Source organism: Lysinibacillus sp. NPDC093190 (assembly GCF_050280425.1).
Taxonomy (GTDB): Bacteria; Bacillota; Bacilli; order Bacillales_A; family Planococcaceae; genus Lysinibacillus.
The window spans coordinates 41,437-61,406 of sequence record NZ_JBNNVG010000022.1 but is presented as its reverse complement, the minus strand read 5'-3'; the positions used below and the strand labels follow the sequence as shown (position 1 = coordinate 61,406).

The window sequence follows — 19,970 nt, the reverse complement described above, 5'->3', positions numbered from 1 at the left end:
TATACAAAACTAGAGTATTGAATGCAGTAAACCTATTTATATAAATAAAATCTAAAAAATCTGTTAAAACACATAATAAAAACTACATCATCCATTAGGCAAATCTGATGGAATGATGTAGCTTTTTTCTTTTTACGATTCCTCTGTATTTTTCCCAGTAGCCTCGATTACTTCAGGGGTTCCATCTACTGTGTCCTCCTGCACATTTTCAGCAGCAGGCGGCGTAATCGTCACTAATGTATAATCATCCTCTTGTAAAATTTCAAAGGTAAACTTTCCGCGAATATCTCCTACATAAAGTGATGTCCCGATGGCTACATCAGTCACATCAACCTCTATTGTTTCAGGGATTTCTGTTGGATTTACTTTGATGCGAACTTCACGATTAGGCTGTAATAGGAATCCACCATCTGCAACCCCAATAGCATGACCGCTAACCGTTACTGGAATATCGACCTCTAGTTCCTCTGCCATATTAATGGACTTAAAATCTACATGCTTTACATTGCCCTTTAACGCACAGCGTTGTACTTCTGTTAATACTGCGTTGACCCGCTTACCGTCTACATCTAATTGAAAGACATTTTTATTGCCGAATTGAGCTAATATTTTTGCAAATTGTCTGGCATCCAGTGATACCGCTGTCGATTCCATTTGATAGCCATATACAACGCCCGGAATAGCACCGTTCTGTCTAAGTAGAGTTAATGATGATTGACGCCCTTTATCGCGTTTTTTTACAGTTAAAACAGTATTCATTGTATTTTCCCCTTTCATGGAAACTAGTCTCATAAAAGGTTTTGCCCGTTCTATAGATTTTTATACATGAGCACAATGTTGTAGCTTTCTCTGACGTTCGCTCCGTTGCATCGGAAGTTCTATACCCCAACAAAAAAGCAGAGACGTTTTTATGCTCAGCTAATTTTATTTAATTACAATCTTCCAGCCACGCTCAAAGTCACCGCTAACATTTTAGCAAACTCTCCGCGGGTAATAAATTGATTTGGTAATAGATTTGTATTGTAGTCTAGAGCACCGATTGCATACAAAGTCTCAGTATGACGCAATGCTTCCCCCTGAAGATAGTAGCCATCCTGATAAGGTAAGATCACATATTCCTTTTCTGGAACATAATCAATAGCTTCTAATGTTCGACCAAGCATTAAAATTGCCTGTTGGCGTGTAATTTTTCCATTGGGATCAAATGTAGTTGGCGATTTACCGTTTATAATTCCTAAAGAATGTAAGGCGCCAACATAACCACTATACCAAGATTTTTTGACATCAATGTCTTTAAATTGTTTTGTCGGTATTTGTTGAAAGCTGAATGCACGAACTAATAGTGCACTAACCTGAGCACGTGTTAAGGAATCATTGACACCAAAATTATCCGCTGTTTTACCTTGAACAATACCCCGCTTCGATAAAGTAGTAATATACGAACTATACGCTGATCTACCTATATCACGAAAATAATTTGACTGTGAATTATCAAATTTTAATTCTGCATTATTGTGAATCGTTGCAATTACTCGGTCCTTTAGATCTCGATAAGCAACCGGCTCCAATACGCCTTTTTTAACAACTTGCTTTAAGACCCCGTCCTGACCATTTTTAAAAATTTCCACTTCTAAGGGCTGACGGTTATTAACAATATTAGCTTTAATACTAAAAATATCCCCTTTTTCTGATGCATTAATTGTGGCACCATATGCAGAGTACACCGTCATATTTGGCGTTTTCATATGTACATAACTGGTTGGCTCTTGATAAGCATGTGCTTGCATTGGAATGACCAATGATATGCCTAACAACCCTACCAATACACCCTTTGAGATTTTCCCTTTCATCTTGTTTCTCCCTTCTTTTCATCTACCACTATCATACTGGATTTAACTATCCAAAAATATAGTATATTTAGAGAATTGTTCTACCCAAAAAACTACACTTCAATTGTTCAGTCTTATGAACAGTTGAAGCGTAGTTCAAACATGTACTTACAAAATTGTTACTTTATTATCTAACAATAAATGTAAATCATGAAGCTTTTTAATTTCAAAATGTGGTTGAATATCACTTGTATTTTCAATATTACGTATATTAAACCAGCATGTATCAATTCCGGCTTGTAGTCCGCCTTTAACATCAGATGTTAAGGAATCACCAATAATCATGGTTTTATCCTTATTTATATTATCGATACGTCCAAAAACATAATCGAAAAAAGCTGGCATTGGTTTTTGATAGCCTGTTTGCTCCGAGATAAAAACGCCATTGAAAAATTGTGCTAAATTCGCATCCTCTAGTCGTTTATTTTGAGTAATTGTTTTACCATTTGAAACGACATATAACTCATAGCTATCTGCAAGCTGTTCAATTACTTCGTAGGCACCGTCTACATAATGATGTGCCTCTTTCAAATATTTTTGAAAAATCGCTTCAAAATACTCTCCATCTACTTCAAAGCCGAATTCTTTTAAAGCAATCGAAAATCGAGTGTTATGTAGTGCATCTTTAGACACCTCACCACGTTCAAAAGCACGCCACATAGATTCATTAATCTCTTTATAACGAGCAATCATCGCTCCGGTTACTGCAATATTTTCCTGTTTAAATAAACGGTCAAGTGCTGCATTTTCAGCTAAGTCAAAATCTAATAATGTGTCATCCACGTCAAACAATAATGTTTCATACTTAGTCATGTCATTTCCTACTTTCTTTGGTGCTGTATTACCAATTTGCTCCTTCTATCATAACGTTTTTTTAGAAAAATAACAGTAAATTTACCCATTCATCCACTTAACAGAATTTTAAGAAATATCATTTAAGGAAAGGTGTGAAAGATATTCCTTCAATGTGTAATAAATATGATCATCTTGCCTAAAAATAGCCCTTTCGATAATTTCATATTTGAAATTATCAGCGAATATGAGACAATAGAATGCTAGAAAGGAAGATGTACCAATTATGAAGACCCTACAAAAAATTACGCCTGCCTTTGATCCATGGGAAGCGTATTTAGATGTTGAACAACATGGGCATATGACCCTATCTAATATAGAGTTCACAACAACGACTCTTTGTAATATGCGCTGTTCACACTGCGCTGTCGGCTATACATTACAAACTAAAGATCCAGATGCATTACCAATTGAGCTAATCATAAAGCGTCTCGATGAAATTCCACAACTTAAAACAATCTCGATTACTGGTGGAGAACCGATGATGTCTAAGAAATCCGTTCAAAACTATGTATTACCTTTATTGAAATATGCGCATAAACGAGGCGTGCGAACACAAATTAATTCCAACCTAACATTGGAGCCCGAACGTTATTTACTGATTGCACCGTATTTAGATGTACTACATATTTCACATAACTGGGGTACTATCGATGAATTCGTCGAAACAGGCTTTGCCATGATGGAGCGAAAACCGACTTATGAACAACGTGCAGCTTTGTTCCAACGTATGATTGATAACTCAAAAATGCTAGCAGAACACGGTGTAATGGTATCGGCGGAAACAATGTTAAACAAAAAAACTTTACCGTACTTAGAGCATATCCATAACCAAATCATCAACGAAATGAAATGTGCACGCCACGAAGTGCATCCGATGTACCCTTCAGATTTTGCAAGTGCCCTTACGTCTTTATCACTTGAAGAAACTCGTGAGGCGATTCATCATCTACTTGATGTTCGAGATGAAAACACTTGGATGCTATTTGGTACGCTACCTTTTTATCCATGTAGTATGAATGAAAAAGATCAAAAGCTTCTAAAACGACTAAGAGAAGAAAAAAACGTTACGATGCGTAATGATCCAGATGGTCGCTCTCGCTTAAATGTCAATATCTTTACAGGTGATGTCATTGTAACAGACTTTGGCGACACACCTGCACTTGGCAATATTGCGAACGACGAGTTACCAGCGATTTTTGATAAATGGATGGCAACAGATTTAGCGAAATCTCTAAACTGTCACTGTCCAGCAGTAAAGTGCTTAGGTCCTAACGTTCTTGTTAAAAATATGTATTATAAAGATACGAAGTTTGTTAGTGGCTCTGCTAGAGTGTAAAAGAAAAAATGAGGCTGGGACATAACTAAAAGGTTCCTTCATAAAGGCGAATAATCTCTAAATTAACAAAACACGATAAATAGAAAAACCGAACTATTTCGAAACACTTCATGAGCGTTTCATTGGATAGTTCGGTATTTTTGTTGGCTGAAACACTTTTGTCCCAGCCTCATTTTTTATAGGATTTATGATACTTTTACCTTAACAATAATACGCTACTAAATATCCGAGCATTAGGAAGCTTCAATTTTGTGAAAAAGTGATAGATAGAAAAATTATCTATACCTTTACTACTTTAGTACGTGAGATCATTTTCTTCACCATTCGATCAGTAGGAGTCATTTAAACTTGCCAATTCTCTTTTAATGATTTTAGTACTTATTCACAAGGTAAATTTAAACTTTTTATTCTTTCAATTTCCTATCTGTTATATCTAATAATTCCATTCTTTTTACATGATTCATAGTGGTTTTTCGCTAGCAAATTCGAAGCTACTCTTGTTGTTTAGTAGGTTTTGCATAAGTACTCCGCCGCTAAAGCTGTGTGGTTCATATTAATTCCTTTGCAAGTAGCTTATAAGTATTCATGCGACTTTCTAGAGCGTATTGATTGCAGTTTAGCATTACTTCGTCAAATCCATAATGCTCTTGCTCTGCTACTAAAAATTCAGCGATTTCCTTAGGAGTTCCGACAAGATTGGCTTTTCGATTATTGGCAATTGTCATTTTATCCAACTCCGTAAGTGGATAATCTTTTGCTTCCTCAGGCGACATCGCTTGAATGATTTGTCCTTTCATGAGATGAAGACGTGTAATATCAATCGGCTTTGCCAAATATTCCGCTTCCTCTAGCGTATCTGCAACTGTCGCCGCATAAGTAACGATAATTTGTGGCTTCTCCATGTAATAGGAAGGTATAAAGTAATCTCTATACGTATCAAATATATCCTTTGACATATTGCCAGTGAAAAACTGTGCATATGAATAACCCACACCTAATCGCCCTGCCTGCATAGCACTTTGACCACTAGACCCAAGTAACCAAGCCTCAGGTAATTGGATATTAACTGGTGCCGCTATCACTTGATCATAGACATCTTCGCCTGTTTTTTGATTATTCATCAGTTTTAAAATTATTTCGAGCTTATCGTATTGCTCTGTAAAACGTTGTCTTCTTCCCTCTGCTAGCGCATAAATAGAGGCATGGTCGCCACCAGGGGCTCTACCGACGCCAAAATCAATACGATTTGGTGCCAAGCCACTTAGTGTTTTAAAAACCTCTGCCAGCTTATATGGAGAATAGTGCATCATCATAACGCCACCAGTACCAATACGAAGACGTTTTGTTTTCGCTGCTAAGAAAGCTGCTGTAACTTCGGGAGCTGAACTTGCCAGTGAATGACTATTATGGTGCTCTGCTAACCACATACGATGATAGCCAAGCTCTTCACCTAAGAGCGCTATTTGTTCTGTACGCTGAAAGGCTTCCTCAGCTGTATGACCTTTTGGTATAGGCATTTGATCTAAAATACTTAATCTCATTGAAAACACCCTCTCTGTCTCTTAGCACTCCTCTCTACTGTAATATAGGAAGTTCTTTTTACAAAGGAAAAGACCTTACTCATAGGCGAGCCGCTTTGAATGCCATGTTTCATAAACCATGCCAATAAGCAGCCGGTTTTGTACGGGACTCAATACGACATCATTAAATTTCATCGCATAGGCTGTAAATTTCTTTGTTTGTTCATCCACTACGAACTGTAAAATGGCATGCCCTTTCTCACCTTCAAATGTAATATCACCTGATAATTCGACAACATGCTCACCTGTTTTTGCCTGATAATATCGCCAATATGGTTCAAAAAATGCATAATTAAATGCATTACGAACAGATACTTCTGAAAAATTCCCCAAATACCCTTCTTTTACTGTATCGATATACTCATTATCAGTTATATCTCTTTTGGCATTATACACATATGCGACAAGTAGCCCCATAAACACAACACAAATAAATACTCTTACATGATTTCCTAAACTCAAATGTCATCACGTCCCCTTTACGCAAAAAACACTATCACCTACATAATACATTAAAATATATACACAAAGTAGAATATTTTTGATTTTTGTAGAATTTTGAAATTTTAAAAAAAGATTAAATTCTCGAAATCAATAGAGAAATACTATTTAAGCTATTTACAGCGAGATTTCATTTCGCTACTATCAGATTATTATTATAGAAAAGAGATGACCTAGCGTGCCTTTTGATTTAGATGTAAACATTTTACTCATTCTTATTTTTTTTGGCTTTCTAGCTGCATTTATTGATTCTGTTGTAGGAGGCGGCGGACTTATTTCATTACCAGCTCTTATGTTTGTTGGTCTTCCACCATCTGCAGCTGTGGCTACCAATAAGTTAGCGGGCACTATGGGGTCATTAACGAGCACCATAACATTTTATCGATCTGGAAAATTGAATATTAAAGCCGTTTATAAATTGTTCCCTTTTGTTTTTATAGGTTCAATGATTGGTGCATGGATTGTCCATCTTATGGATCCCAGCGTTCTAAAGCCGCTTATGCTTGTCATGCTAGCAGCTGTGGCAATTTATACTATTTTCAAAAAAGACTGGGGTAGCGTTTCTACCTATAAAAAATTGACACCTAAACGTTACGCATTTTTCGTGGTGATCATTACCTTAATCGGCTTCTATGATGGCTTTTTAGGGCCAGGGACAGGCTCGTTTCTACTGTTTGCCTTTTTAATTGTGGGTTTCGACTTTTTAAAATCCGCAGGAAATGCCAAGTTTTTGAATTTCGGAAGTAATATCGCCGCCCTTCTTATGTTTATATACTTAGGGCAAATAAATTATGCCTATGGTTTACCAATGGGACTTGCGCAAATTGCTGGAGCTATTGTTGGTTCTAAATTTGCCATTAAACGTGGTAGTGGGTATGTACGTAATTTATTTATCGTTGTGACAATTCTATTACTTTTAAAAAATACATATGACTATTTTTCATGATTGATTTGTAATATCTTTAATAACCAAATTAAGCGGTGCAATTATATTGATTGCATCGCTTAATTTGGTTTATATATGTTGTTTTAGTGTGACACTACTTTACAATCAAAATAGTCGATTCTCGATTTGAGTATAGATTTAAATATTCCACTCCCTTTTAGCCTTTTCTTTGCCTAAAATTCTTAGGAAAAGTTTCGTTGCAGTCAAATAAGTTTAAGGATATTTTCTTCGATTGCTATTCCACCTATTCAGATGCTCTTCCTCCTGCTCCAAATAACACCCGTGCAATATTATTTCTAATTCTTTCCCCTTTCTTAGCAATTGTAAAAGGGATATAATTTGCTATGTTTTTCACCAAAATAAAGTGAAACTTTAATCAGTGGAGGTTTCTTCATTCCCACTGATTATTAGTCTTCACCAATCAGGTTTTTACGAGTAGGTGTTCTCCCACCTTACTTCTTCGATTTCGCTTAAATTTTATGGTGAGAGACTTACTGCTCGATAATGAGGGATAAATTAACATATACCTATTACTTGTCTTGGATGTTAACAAAATAAGATAAGTTTTTTATGCTATCAACTTTTTTTCCCCTTTTACACGTCTAGTAGTTGTATACAATTTGAAAATGTTAAAAAGGAGCTTCTTTGGACATGAAAACAAGAAATGCATTTCAACATGAAGAGATATTTGTCCAGTTTATTCGTGAACAGAAAGAACGTTTTTATTTGCTCGCGTATAGCTATACGAAAAATGAACAGGACGCACTTGATGTTGTACAAGACAGTATTCAAAAAGCAATGCTTTCTCTCGATCGACTAGAAAATGTCGAATATATGAAAAGCTGGTTTTACAAAATCGTCGTACGTACATCCATTGATTTTTTACGTAAGCATAAACGCTTACAGGTGACAGACGATGAAACATTGCAATATTTAACACCTGCGCAAGAGGATGTCTACGAAAACGTTGATTTAGAGCATGCGCTAGATGAATTACCTCTAATGTATCGTGAAGTTGTCATTTTACATTATTTTGAAGATTTAAAACTCGCTGATGTTGCCAATATCCTTAACATTAAGCTGAGTACCGCTAAATCGCGTCTTTATAAAGCGTTAAAGCTCTTGAAAATACAATTGCAAGATGCGAAGGGAGAAACAGCACATGGATGAAAAATTAAAAGAATTAGAAAAACAATATAATGAGGTACCCATTCCAAAGGAGTTAGATTTTGTGGTTGAAAACGCACTAAAGCAAGGCAAAAAGAAGAGAAAAAACCGAACACCACAATGGTTACTTGGAACTGCAGCGGCTGCAATACTTTTTACAGCTGGTTTAAATGTCAGTCCTGCAATGGCACGAACACTTTCAGATATTCCTGTTGTTGGTAGTGTCGTAAAAGTTTTAACATGGACTGAATATAAAGTAACAGATGACACATATGATGCTGACATAAAAGTACCTGCTATCGAAAACCTAGAAAATAAAAAGCTTGCTGATACTTTAAATGAGAAATACCGTTCAGAAGGCAAAGCTCTTTATAATGACTTTGTTGCCGAAGTTGGTGATTTAAAGGCTAACGGTGGCGGCCATTTAGGCGTAGATAGTGGCTTTGACGTAAAAACAGATAATGACCAAATCTTGTCGATTGGTCGTTATACTGTCAATACAGTTGCATCGTCTTCTACAACTATGCACTACGATACAATTGATAAACAAAATGAAATTTTAATTACACTACCAATGCTATTTAAAGACGATAGTTATATTAAAACGATCAGCGAAAACATTATTGAACAAATGCGTAAACAAGCTGCTTCCGACTCAGATAAAGTGTACTGGGTAAAAGGCGGAGGTCTTCCTGATGACGAGGTTATTGATGGCTTTACAGCTATTAAAGCTGATCAACAATTCTATATTTCTGATAAAGGTAAGCTTGTTATCTCCTTCGATAAATATGAAGTAGCACCTGGCTATATGGGCTTACTGGAATTCGAAATCCCATCCGATGTCCTAAAAAATAAACTTGTAAGCTCTAAGTATATTCATTAATCATTTACAATAATAAAGTGAAACTATAATCCGTGGGGTTTTCTTTATCCCACGGATTATTAGTCTTCACCAATCGGCCTTTTACGGGCAGTTGTTCTCTCACCTCACTTCTTTATGGTGGGAGAACAACTGCCCTTTAAAATATATTTCTGAAATTCGGGGTATTTGACAATTCAATCGTCAAATACCTCGCTTTTTTCTGTAAAAAAACTGTTCATGAACGAGGTGGGAATACGAAGCTCATGAAAGTAGTATTTTTTAGATTCTTCTTTTCAGAGTAGTTTGTCACGCTTATAATCCTCTCATTTTTTGTCTAAGCTAAAGTGTATCAATTAACGTTAGAGGGTTTTCATATGAAAGGTGTAGGTTCAATAAGTATTTTACATGTCATCTTCTTATCTATGACAGTCATTGGCTTAAAAAATCACGTGACAATTATTCCTCCGCTACTAGACGTTGTAGGGAGAGATGGTTGGATATCTGTAATAATAGCCGCATTTATTATATTCTTCTGGCTATTTCTTTTAGTTTATATTCAAAAAAAGACGAATCAGGAACCTATTAGAGACTGGTTAGATGGGAAAATCGGGAAAACAGGCTCTACAATTGTCATCTATATTATAGTTATTTATTTACTCATTCTAGCTGCTTTTACGATGGTTGAAACATTACAATGGGTAAACACAACTTTTTTACCTCAAACACCGGTCATTATATTATTACTTATTTATACGATTCTTTGTCTTCTTCTCGTTACAACAAGCTTACAAACCATGGTTATTTTAAATGTCTTTGTATTATTCGGTGTAATAGTCTTTGGTTTTTTTGTAGCATTTACAAATATACAGGTAAAAGAATACGAGTTATTACGTCCATTTTTTGAGCATGGATTCCAACCCGTTATAAAGGGGATGATTTTCCCAGCATCAGGTTTTATTGAATTATTAATGCTTATATTTTTACAGCATCAATTTAAAGAGCGCCTTCGTTGGTATCATTTTGCCATCATACTTTTCATTTTAATGGGGCTTACTTTAGGACCACTAATGGCCGCAATTGCAGAATTTGGTCCAACCGAAGCTGCAAAGCAAAGATATCCTGCCTACGAGGAATGGGGATTAGTCTCGATTGGTCGCTATATTGAGCATCTTGACTTTTTCTCTATTTACCAATGGCTTACTGGAACATTTATACGTGTTAGCTTCCTCTTATATATTATAGTGGATTTATTGAAAATGACCGGGGATCCTAAGCAAATATGGAAAATGATCGCTCCCCCCTTCTTTCTACTTTGTCTACCGCTAATTATTTTAAATGAAAACATATTTTTGAAAGTGAAAGGGAACTATATATTATCAGTTACTTTTATTTTCTTTTTTCTTTTGTCAATATTTTTCGGACTAGTAGCTTTCTTTTCAGGTAAGTCTTCTAAAAAGGATAAACCTAAAAAACAAGAAATGGAAAGTGGTGAATCATAATGCCTCAGCAGGAGAAGGCGATAGACCTAAACACCTTAAAAAAACTATTTCAAAAATCAGCAGATATCCAATTTCAGGAATATACATTTAATCAAAAAAAGGTTCATTTCATTACCTGTGATGCAATGATAGACCAGCAACTGCTCAATGAAGTCATTGTTCGACGTGTTCAATTTCTTTATGATCATCTAGCTGAAACATCCTTTGATGAAAATATTACAAAGCAGCTTCACATCCCGACTCTTCAAAAAATCAAAGATAAAGAAGAAGCCATTACCTTTGTATATACTGGTTTCCTACTGCTTTATTTTGAAGAAGAAGAACTTTTATATGCTAGTAATATTGCTAAAAAGCCAAATCGAAATCCAGAAGAAACGAGGATGGAGGTTCTCGTTAAGGGGCCAAGGGATAACTTTATTGAAGACATCCGCGTCAACATTGCACTATTGCGAAAACGTTTACCAACGAATTCATTTTGTGTAGAAAAAGTGGAGTTAGGGAGACGTTCAAAAACAACCGTGGCTATTCTTTATTTTGACGATATTGTCGATATGGATATTTTACACGGAATTAAAAAGCAACTGGCAGCTGTAGATACAGATATTGTCTTTAGTGGGGATGTCTTAATGGAGCGAATTAATAAAAACTCTAAGCTTTTCCCGAAATTCGATTACACTGGACGACCGGATTATGCTATTCAGGCTCTAATTAGAGGACGTTTTCTCATTTTCGTCGATGGTGTTGCATATGCCGTCATCACACCTGTAAATTTATTTTTATTATTAAAATCCGCTGAAGATAATGAATATCCCATCGTTTTTAGTTCTATAGAACGACTTTTGAGGATTGTTGGCATTTTAATCGGTTTGCTGTTGCCTGCATTTTGGCTCTCTCTGACGACTTATCACCAAAATCAGCTACCATTTCAACTTTTAGCAACAGTTGTCCAAGCAAAAACAGGTCTACCTCTCCCCTCTTCTCTCGAAATGCTAATAATGCTACTAATGTTTGAATTGTTTCGAGAAGCAGGCTTACGTCTGCCTTCTGTTATTGGAGGTACGATAAGTGTTGTTGGAGGTTTAATTATTGGTGATGCAGCCATTCGTGCAGGTGTGACAAGTCCAGAAATGATTGTGGTTATTGCGATCTCTACAATTGCATCATTTACTCTTGTGAACCAATCTCTTGTCACAACCATTAGTATATTGCGTATTACGTTCATTCTTGCCAGTGCTTTCTTTGGTTTATTTGGATTTTTCATCTCACTTTACTTTACACTTCTTTACTTATGTAATATTCGAATTTATGGTTACTCTTACATGAATCTCGCAACAGATTTAAATTGGTCAACTATTAAAAAATCGATCTTCCGCTTATCACCAAAGGGCTACACTGAGCGCAATAAAGCACTTGCACCACAGGATAGCACTCGTACCTCAAGTAGGAAGAAGCAATGAAGAAAAAAATTATTTTACTCTCATGCTTAGCTACTTCACTACTTCTTTCAGGATGTTTGGATGTTACCGAACCCCAAAGAATGTATTATGTTGATGGCCTTGGTATAGATTATAAAGATGGCCAGTATGAAATATACTTGCAATTAATTAACTTCACCAATGTTGCAAAATCCAAAACTTCTAATCCTCAAGCAGTACCGGCAGAGGTTGGACAATCTAAGGGAAAAACGTTGGAAGAAGCACTTTTTAAATTATTTCGATCCATCGACCAAAAAGTGTTTTGGGGGCATATGACTTACATTATTTTCTCTGAAGAAGCAATGAAAAATAAAAATGCCATCTCTGTTATAGACAGTGTGTTGCTATATAGGGAAACAAGGTATCAAATATGGACCTATTGTACACAAGATTCTATAAAAGACATCCTTCTAATAACGCCGATTTTGAATAAATTTCTTAGATCGTCAAAGCTTAGTACTCCTTTAGATACAGATGATCAAGAAACATTCGTCGAGCCCGTTAATTTCCGAAATTTAGTTATTGGCTTAAATGAACCAAATCACGAAATTGGTATCCCTTATGTAACCATCAATAAAAACTGGGAAACGGCAGAGGAACGAGGACAGGATACTGCCTTAACAGGTGTCGGTGTACTTTCTAAAGATGGGTTTAAAGGCTTTATTAAGAATGATGCTGCAAGAGGAATGCAATGGATGCACAATAGAACGCATAGAGGTGAAATAACTTTTAAGTTAGGTGATAACGAAACAGATTATTTAACGACAACATTGGAAAAAATAAAAGTAGATATCAAACCACTTGTTAAAAATGATCAAGTAACATTCGAGGTAGTTGTAAAATTAAATGCAACTTTAAATGGTTTCAAAACTAATGTTTCCGAAGAAGAATTAAGAAAACAGATTATAAAAGAAGTGAAGAAAGAAATTAGAACAACGTATAAAGAAGCATTAGCAAAAGGTATTGATATTTATCGCCTTTCTGAACATCTATATCGAAAAAATGTGAAAGTATGGAAAAAACTAGAGCAGGATGGGAAGATTCCATTAACACCTAGTTCTATTAGTAAATTAGAAATAGACGTGAACCAAGTAAATTCTGGCCGTGAAACATTTACAGGAACAATTAATGAATAATCTAAAAATATCCTCACAAATGTACATAACTATTTGATGAGGATATTTTAATTTTATTGATTAAATCTGAATAAGACAGACTTTATTTATTCATTCTTACATTCCAATATATCCTGCGATATTGTCTTAATAGTTATTTTCATATGGATTATTTTTATCCAATTATCAAAAAATTATTTCTGACGACAATTTTATTTGCAATTGATTATCAGCATGCTATAATTCATGTATAAAGAATTGAATAGCTTTTGACAATTATGTCAAAGGGGAGTAGCTAGCAGATGTGAAAAGCATCTGATTTCACATTCGTCATTACATGGTTATTTACCATCGGGTGTGAAGGCATATTTTAACGTACAGATATTCTGTGCAACAAACCGTTAATTAGCTTAGCAAGACCTTTGCCTATTTTTTAGGCATGGGTCTTTTTATTTTGCCTAAAAAAGCAAAGAATACGTTAAAAGCAGTACATTCATTTCTGTTCTAAATATAAAGGAGGAAATAAATTTGGAGGCAATTTTACTAGAATACGCATGGGTACTCGTCGTATTAATTGTACTGGAAGGTTTATTAGCTGCCGATAATGCCGTTGTTATGGCCGTTATGGTTAAGCATTTACCAAAAAATCAACAGCAAAAAGCACTGCTATATGGTTTAGTGGGAGCATTCGTTTTCCGCTTTGCTGCACTATTTCTTATTACAACGCTCGTTAACTTCTGGCAAATTCAAGCTCTAGGTGCTGCCTATTTATTAATTATGTCAACGAAGCATATTTATGATTCGCGAAAAGCCGCACAAAATCCCGAGGAAGTTCATGAGACGAAAAAACAATCTGGTTTCTGGATGACCGTACTAAAGGTTGAGTTTGCAGACATTGCCTTTGCCATAGATTCAATATTAGCCGCTGTTGCCATTGCAGTGACACTACCTCATATCGGAAATTTTGATGTTGGTGGCATTAATGCGGGGCAATTCACAGTGATGTTTTTAGGTGGTATTATCGGTGTTATTATGATGCGTTTCGCTGCCCGTTGGTTCGTGAAAATTCTCGATCAATTTCCATCACTTGAAACAGCTGCCTTCTTAATCGTTGGTTGGGTTGGTGTAAAGCTGGCTGTTCTAACATTAGCACATGAAAAACTAGGTATAATTCCACATGAATTTCCACACTCAACACTATGGAAGGCTATTTTCTGGATTGTCTTAGTTGGAATTGCCCTTGGTGGTTATTTAGTTGGTGTGAAAAACCAAAGAAAAAATGTAAAATAATATAAAAAATATTACCTGGTCCTAGCGAGGACCAGGTATATTTGTATCACCATATCGAGTTTGCTTGGCACTCAGTCGAAGGAATCCAAGCCCATATTATGATAATTATACAAATTTTTTATGGTTGAATCTTTTTCTAATTTGACTCGTATGTTACTATATAAAAGTTATTTTTCAAAAGAAAGGATTCCTCTAAATGGCGTATGCTAAAAATCAAAACTTAAATAAAATTTTAAAACACTTTGCTTTCATGTGGGTATTGACAGTTGTCGGAGTGTACATCGCAACATTACTACCTCCTTCAATTGTCATGCCGCTATCTATTATTGCTTTTGTACTTCTTATCATTGCCTTCTTTGTGCGAAGTCTTAAACTTGCTAATTCCATTATGTATACAATCCCCTTTTTAATGGGAATTTTACTATTTTGGACAACACAATTTTACATTGCGGAGCTAGGGCAACAGCTTGTTTTACTTGTTTTCGTAGCGACTGTAGCTATTTTCATTGTACTAGCACTGATTGGTATGATGATGAATAAAGACATTTCCAATTGGGGAAGCTATTTATTCACAGTATTAATCGTCATAATTGTATTTTCACTAATCTTTATGTTTATCCCTGTTAGCAACATGGTCGGATTGATTATTGCGGGAATTACTGTACTACTTTTTAGTCTCTATACTGTCTATGACTTTAACCAAATCCGACATAATCACGTTTCAGATGCTGAAGTCGTTGGGATGGCTTTAAATCTTTATTTAGATTTCATTAATTTATTTGTCAATCTTTTAGAAGTAATTTGGCGTTTAAAAAAATTATTTGATTAAATTTTTAATTGAGAATGAACATCAATTAATCTTTGCATCATAGCCTTTTTTCGCTGTATACTATAAGAGATGCAGAAGGTATTTACTGCAAAGGGAGGAAATCTTTTATGTTATCTGAAAAACTACACACAGTACTTAACGATCAAATGAATTTTGAATTTTACTCTGCGCATACATATATGGCGATGGCGGCATATTGCACAGATCAAGATTATGATGGCTTTGCCAACTTCTTTTTAGTACAGGCTGAAGAAGAGCGCTTCCATGCGATGAAATTTTACAATTTCCTAAGTGATATGGGCTACCGTGCAACAATCCATGGCTTCGATAGCCCCGATAATCATTTCGAGTCTATTTTACACGCATTCAAAACTGCCCTTTCACATGAGAAAGAAGTGACTCGTCGTATTTATAATTTATCGGATATCGCTTTAGATGAACGCGAGCATGCGACAATGGCTTTCTTAAAATGGTTCATTGACGAGCAAGTGGAAGAAGAATCAACATTCGACACGTTAATCCGTAAAATTGAACGTATAGAAAATGACTCTAACGCCATCTTTATGCTAGACGCTGAATTAGCGACACGTTCATTTACACCAGATGCTGAAGCATAAAAAATAATTTAAACTATAAAAATGAAGATTTAACTTGGATATTGCAAAAAAGCTACTAAGTCTCCGTTCTTGGAAACTTAGTAGCTTTTTTTACTATAACAATTTTATTCAAAAATAGGATTTGATTTCTTAATTATGAATAACATTCTAATCATTTTAGTAATCATAATAAAAATTGTCATCTGCATATGAAAGAAACCCTACTTCTTCGTTCGGTTTTAATAGCAATATTTGTTCAGTACCTTTTAAGTAAAAGAGAGGCGCTTCATCATCAACAAATGGCTTTCCTAAATCTTTATACCATTTTTCATTTAGGTGTTTAGGAGAAAAATCAAACGAAATAATTCCAATCTTATCGCCCATACCTATATAATGATAACTGCAACATGCGCAAGGGTATCCTTCTCTTTTCCAACTTTGATACTTCCCATTCCTTTATTCATTAAGGAAATAGCTAATTTTTTATTAGGTAATTTGATGGCTTCACTTATTGAATTTTCACCATCCCTATTTACAAAATTAACATTGGCCCCGTTTTCAATCAAAAAATTTATATCGTTCATATTTTGGCTTTTTACTGCTTCAATTAAAGAGTTATCCTTATCTTTTAATAAAAGATAATTTTCCCATGAAAATGTAAACTTTGTTATAAAGCCATAACCTACAATAGCAATAAGCAATAAGAGACTTATCAGCACAGAGCTATATTTAAAGATTTTCTTTACTTTTTTCTTTAATATTTCATGTTGACGTTCTTTTTCTAATAGATCTTTCTTTTTATTCTCTTCCACCTGTTTTTCATATTGTTTAATATGTTCATTTATTGTTTCTTCATTACTATAAATTGAAAGAACATGACCTTTTTCTCTTTTGCAACGCTTACATGTTTTCATATTCTCTAAGTTAAGACGTCCACATACACATGTCCATTTATCATTCAATATTTGTGAATAATATTTTGCATCATTTCCTTCATGTGCTTTCACAAACGTTAATTGCCTCGGGTTATTAATTTCTTTTAGTTCTACTTTCTCTAGCTCTGTTTCAGTTTTAGTCCATGTAGTTTCATCACTAAAAAGTACTTTATCAATGACTATATCTACGTTTCTTGCATGTGAAAAATTATCTAATAAAATTTTTTCATTGTCACAAATGCTTGGTTAGGACCTATTGATTCAGTTAACTGAAGTTTATATTCAAGGCTATTAGATTCCCAACCAACTGGCTCACCAAATTGATCAAAACAATAAATGATAGCATTAAAACCTTTAATTCTTTTTTCTGATATATTACTAAATCTAAATGAACAATAAACCTTACCAGTTTCTTTACTTCTATAAAGCTGATACTCAAGCAATTCAATTGGACAATTTATATTAACTAACATACTATTCCTCCGATTAATTTAACAACTCAAATTCCTCTTCTTGAGGTTTTCTATTAACTTTTAAACTTATTTCTTGGAGTAATGAAATAATCTTCGCAATTGCTAAAAAGAATATTCCTGTTAATACAATAGATAATGCTGATACTAAAGTTGTAGTAAGATGAGAGGTATAAGCATCTTTTAATACAAAATATTTGTCTTCTATAAGGTTATTATCATAATGTTTATGAGTCGCTTCTTCCCAATATTTCATGTCCTCCCTTTCATCTTTTAAACTTGGAATTTGTGATAAAGCAAAAATTATAGCGGAAACAATTAATATCACACTTGTTATCTGTAGTACTAATTTCGCCATTAATCCTCCATATTTTGTAATAATATCTATTATATACTAATTACCTGTTGTTTACTACGCACTTTAGAATACTTTCAGGGAGAATATTCACAATTTTCACCTAGTACTTTATTCATTATTAAAGTTTGTACTTGTTTTTTTATAAAAAAGAGAAACGTTAAAAACTAACGTTTCTCTTTTTACTACTTATAAGAACTCCGGCTCTTGAATTTCCTCTCTATTTTAGTGGAATTTCAACCGTTTGAGTTCCATCTAAAAAGTTTTCATAATGTGAGAAATAGATGCGAACTGGGTTGACTACTCCTTTAAGATCATATGTTTCTGTTTGTTCGATTACGTATTCATCAGGTCTATGATAACTTCCTGAATTACCGTAAACAGTTTCGCCATTTGCATCTATTGCTGTACCAAGTAAACTGATATTTTTATTTTCATAAGAAGTTGGAACATTTATTGTTACCATGTGATTATTAACTTGAACTTTTAAGCCAGAGAGAAGTGGTTTGGATAGTACTTTCTTTTGGTTAAAATCTACCTCTATAAAATCCTGCCCTTTCGGCAATGCTTTTACTTTTCCAATGGATAATGTTAACTTTTTAGGCTCCCTAAAATAATTACTTTGCATAAAGAATGTTTCTTCGCCATCCTTTAATGTCCCTGTAGCCACCAAACCATTACTGATTGTCGTCCACTCCTCCCCTTTTTCATCCAATAGACGAATATCATCAAATCCTAAAATACGCTTATCATTATGTGGATCGAGAGCAATTGTAATACCTGTACGGAGCGGTGAAATAGAGACAGACTTGATGGTGATTTGCTGACCTTCAAAACTCATTTTTTCGTTCAATACATAGGTCTTCGTTTTCGCTATTGGCTTTTTAAGTGAAAATGGTATCGTAAACTCTGTTTGTTTTTCATCTGCAAATTGGATATATAATTCAAAATTAGCATTGTCATAATTTATAGGATTTTGAAATGAAACCACAAATTTATCTTCAATCAAAGGTGTTTCTTTTGCGCTATACCAGCTATAACTTACTCCAGCGGGTAAAGCTTTACCATTTAGACGGAGCTCCATTTTCTTAGTTTCTAAATTATGAACATCGAATGGTGCTGAAAATGTATAAGGTAATATCATCCCTGTTTCATCAGCAATAACTCCTTGAAGTGTAAAGGATAGACCATTTTTCGTTTGTGACATTCCTAGTTTCTCATAATAGTTATTATGGAGTATATCTTTGACCCCTTTATCATACGTAATCATCTGAACTAGTGGAGCAAAGCCTGGGATTTTTGCGATGGCACTAGCAAAAGCTGGAGAAACACGGATGGACGTTACAAAAAGTAACAGCAACACACAAGTAATAGCAATGCTTTTCCATGTACGTTGTTGATTACGCTTTTCTTTTTGGTAGCGTATAATATTTTTCCTACGCGATTCTTCTAATTGCTCATGCGGAATATCAATTTTCGCAAGTTCTTTGACAAAAATATCATAGTCATGCTTTTCTACCTGTTTCATCTACAGCTCTCCCTTCTCGGTAAAATATAGTTTTAGCTTTTTCAATGCCGCATGTAACCTTGATTTCACGGTTCCCTCCGGAATATTTTGGAGCATAGCGATGTCTCGGTTTTTATAGTCTTGAAAATATTTTAGAAAAATAAGCTCTTGCTGCTCTTTCGGTAGCTTTGTAATGATATCTGTCATTTCAAAGCGCTCGTTATTGGGGGCGTTCTCACCGATTTCTATGTCTTCCTGTAAATCAAGACGTCTGCTTCTATCAAGCATATCATGGCAAATATTGAGTAAAATTCGGACAAGCCACGTACCAAAATAACCTGGTTCTTTTACGGTATGTATCTTTTTTAGACTTCTATAAGTAGCTTCTTGTACTGCTTCAATGGCATCATGTTCATTTTTTAAATAGGCAAATGCCATACGGTACATCGTCTGTTCATATTGTTTTATTAGATGCAAAAAAGCATCTTCATCCCTAGCTATCGCACGCTTCACCAACGCTTGTTCATCCATGACATTCATTCCCTTCTACTTATTAGACAGTCGAGCAGACATTTTCGTTCGATTTATTTCTACTATTTGATCAATTGTAACAAATTTCATTTCATAAAATTGTACAGAGTGAGGAGACTTCTGTACCCGTTGCTACACTTTCGGTACAAAAACACTTGCTGAAAGTAGTTAAATGTACATTAAAGCCTATTCTCAAACCTCTATGTAATAAAAGATAGAGGTTGTTATTTAA

21 protein-coding genes are annotated in these 19,970 nt (G+C 34.8%); 10 read left to right on the top strand and 11 right to left on the bottom strand.

The window, feature by feature from the left end; all coding sequences use genetic code 11:
• Positions 1 to 132: 132 nt before the first annotated feature.
• The 3 genes from ACQKOF_RS17000 to ACQKOF_RS16990 all read right to left on the bottom strand — a co-directional run bounded on the left by ACQKOF_RS17000 (position 133) and on the right by ACQKOF_RS16990 (position 2,702).
• Complete coding sequence (locus ACQKOF_RS17000) at positions 133 to 759, bottom strand: 50S ribosomal protein L25/general stress protein Ctc (RefSeq protein WP_427559423.1); 627 nt, start codon at positions 757 to 759, stop codon at positions 133 to 135.
• Positions 760 to 932: 173 nt separating this feature from the next.
• The gene (locus ACQKOF_RS16995; RefSeq protein ID WP_427559420.1) at positions 933 to 1,850 is read right to left on the bottom strand and encodes an S-layer homology domain-containing protein; all 918 of its coding nucleotides are present in this window, start codon (positions 1,848 to 1,850) and stop codon (positions 933 to 935) included.
• Between the two features lie 147 nt (positions 1,851 to 1,997).
• Entirely contained in the window at positions 1,998 to 2,702 is a 705-nt protein-coding gene (locus tag ACQKOF_RS16990) for a YjjG family noncanonical pyrimidine nucleotidase (protein ID WP_427559418.1), read from the bottom strand.
• 265 nt (positions 2,703 to 2,967) lie between these two features.
• On the opposite strand from ACQKOF_RS16990, the gene yfkAB reads away from it, so the two are divergent.
• A complete protein-coding gene (gene yfkAB, locus ACQKOF_RS16985; RefSeq protein ID WP_427559415.1) occupies positions 2,968 to 4,080 on the top strand; it encodes a radical SAM/CxCxxxxC motif protein YfkAB in 1,113 nt (370 codons plus the stop codon).
• A gap of 548 nt (positions 4,081 to 4,628) precedes the next feature.
• Here yfkAB and ACQKOF_RS16980 read toward each other — a convergent pair.
• Together ACQKOF_RS16980 and ACQKOF_RS16975 are read right to left on the bottom strand one after the other, a co-directional pair.
• On the bottom strand, positions 4,629 to 5,621 hold the full coding sequence (locus ACQKOF_RS16980; RefSeq protein WP_427559413.1) for an LLM class flavin-dependent oxidoreductase: 993 nt from the start codon (positions 5,619 to 5,621) through the stop codon (positions 4,629 to 4,631).
• 75 nt (positions 5,622 to 5,696) lie between these two features.
• The gene (locus ACQKOF_RS16975; protein ID WP_370044445.1) at positions 5,697 to 6,122 is read right to left on the bottom strand and encodes a hypothetical protein; all 426 of its coding nucleotides are present in this window, start codon (positions 6,120 to 6,122) and stop codon (positions 5,697 to 5,699) included.
• 217 nt (positions 6,123 to 6,339) lie between these two features.
• Between ACQKOF_RS16975 and ACQKOF_RS16970 the strand changes: the two genes are divergently transcribed.
• From ACQKOF_RS16970 to ACQKOF_RS16930, 9 genes are all read left to right on the top strand, one after another.
• Positions 6,340 to 7,107, top strand: a complete 768-nt coding sequence (locus ACQKOF_RS16970) for a TSUP family transporter (protein WP_427559410.1) — start codon at positions 6,340 to 6,342, stop codon at positions 7,105 to 7,107.
• 651 nt (positions 7,108 to 7,758) lie between these two features.
• Complete coding sequence (locus tag ACQKOF_RS16965) at positions 7,759 to 8,277, top strand: sigma-70 family RNA polymerase sigma factor (RefSeq protein ID WP_427559407.1); 519 nt, start codon at positions 7,759 to 7,761, stop codon at positions 8,275 to 8,277.
• Positions 8,270 to 9,157, top strand: a complete 888-nt coding sequence (locus tag ACQKOF_RS16960) for a DUF3298 domain-containing protein (protein ID WP_427559404.1) — start codon at positions 8,270 to 8,272, stop codon at positions 9,155 to 9,157. Before ACQKOF_RS16965 ends, ACQKOF_RS16960 begins: the two co-directional genes overlap by 8 nt.
• 353 nt (positions 9,158 to 9,510) lie before the next feature.
• Positions 9,511 to 10,635, top strand: coding sequence for an endospore germination permease (locus tag ACQKOF_RS16955; RefSeq protein ID WP_427559401.1), 1,125 nt, complete (start codon positions 9,511 to 9,513; stop codon positions 10,633 to 10,635).
• Positions 10,635 to 12,092: a spore germination protein gene (locus ACQKOF_RS16950; RefSeq protein WP_427559398.1), complete on the top strand. Its 1,458-nt coding sequence runs from the start codon at positions 10,635 to 10,637 to the stop codon at positions 12,090 to 12,092. Before ACQKOF_RS16955 ends, ACQKOF_RS16950 begins: the two co-directional genes overlap by 1 nt.
• On the top strand, positions 12,089 to 13,246 hold the full coding sequence (locus ACQKOF_RS16945) for a Ger(x)C family spore germination protein (RefSeq protein WP_427559395.1): 1,158 nt from the start codon (positions 12,089 to 12,091) through the stop codon (positions 13,244 to 13,246). The genes ACQKOF_RS16950 and ACQKOF_RS16945 overlap by 4 nt, the downstream gene beginning before the upstream one ends.
• 507 nt (positions 13,247 to 13,753) lie before the next feature.
• Positions 13,754 to 14,515, top strand: a complete 762-nt coding sequence (locus ACQKOF_RS16940; RefSeq protein ID WP_427559392.1) for a TerC family protein — start codon at positions 13,754 to 13,756, stop codon at positions 14,513 to 14,515.
• A 196-nt stretch (positions 14,516 to 14,711) separates the two neighbouring features.
• On the top strand, positions 14,712 to 15,344 hold the full coding sequence (locus ACQKOF_RS16935; protein ID WP_427559389.1) for a Bax inhibitor-1/YccA family protein: 633 nt from the start codon (positions 14,712 to 14,714) through the stop codon (positions 15,342 to 15,344).
• Positions 15,345 to 15,451: 107 nt separating this feature from the next.
• Positions 15,452 to 15,961, top strand: coding sequence for a ferritin (locus ACQKOF_RS16930; protein ID WP_427559386.1), 510 nt, complete (start codon positions 15,452 to 15,454; stop codon positions 15,959 to 15,961).
• A gap of 156 nt (positions 15,962 to 16,117) precedes the next feature.
• Here the strand turns inward: ACQKOF_RS16930 and ACQKOF_RS16925 are convergent, their stop codons facing one another.
• The 6 genes from ACQKOF_RS16925 to ACQKOF_RS16900 form a co-directional block, all read right to left on the bottom strand.
• Positions 16,118 to 16,324 carry a hypothetical protein gene (locus ACQKOF_RS16925; RefSeq protein ID WP_427559384.1) on the bottom strand — a complete coding sequence of 69 codons (207 nt, stop codon included), beginning with the start codon at positions 16,322 to 16,324 and terminating at the stop codon, positions 16,118 to 16,120.
• 2 nt (positions 16,325 to 16,326) lie between these two features.
• Positions 16,327 to 16,947, bottom strand: a complete 621-nt coding sequence (locus tag ACQKOF_RS16920) for a hypothetical protein (RefSeq protein ID WP_427559381.1) — start codon at positions 16,945 to 16,947, stop codon at positions 16,327 to 16,329.
• A gap of 140 nt (positions 16,948 to 17,087) precedes the next feature.
• Complete coding sequence (locus ACQKOF_RS16915; RefSeq protein ID WP_427559378.1) at positions 17,088 to 17,348, bottom strand: hypothetical protein; 261 nt, start codon at positions 17,346 to 17,348, stop codon at positions 17,088 to 17,090.
• A 13-nt stretch (positions 17,349 to 17,361) separates the two neighbouring features.
• A complete protein-coding gene (locus tag ACQKOF_RS16910) occupies positions 17,362 to 17,703 on the bottom strand; it encodes a hypothetical protein (protein WP_427559376.1) in 342 nt (113 codons plus the stop codon).
• A gap of 217 nt (positions 17,704 to 17,920) precedes the next feature.
• Positions 17,921 to 19,228, bottom strand: coding sequence for a DUF4179 domain-containing protein (locus tag ACQKOF_RS16905; protein ID WP_427559374.1), 1,308 nt, complete (start codon positions 19,226 to 19,228; stop codon positions 17,921 to 17,923).
• Complete coding sequence (locus ACQKOF_RS16900) at positions 19,229 to 19,738, bottom strand: sigma-70 family RNA polymerase sigma factor (protein ID WP_427559372.1); 510 nt, start codon at positions 19,736 to 19,738, stop codon at positions 19,229 to 19,231.
• Positions 19,739 to 19,970: the final 232 nt, after the last annotated feature.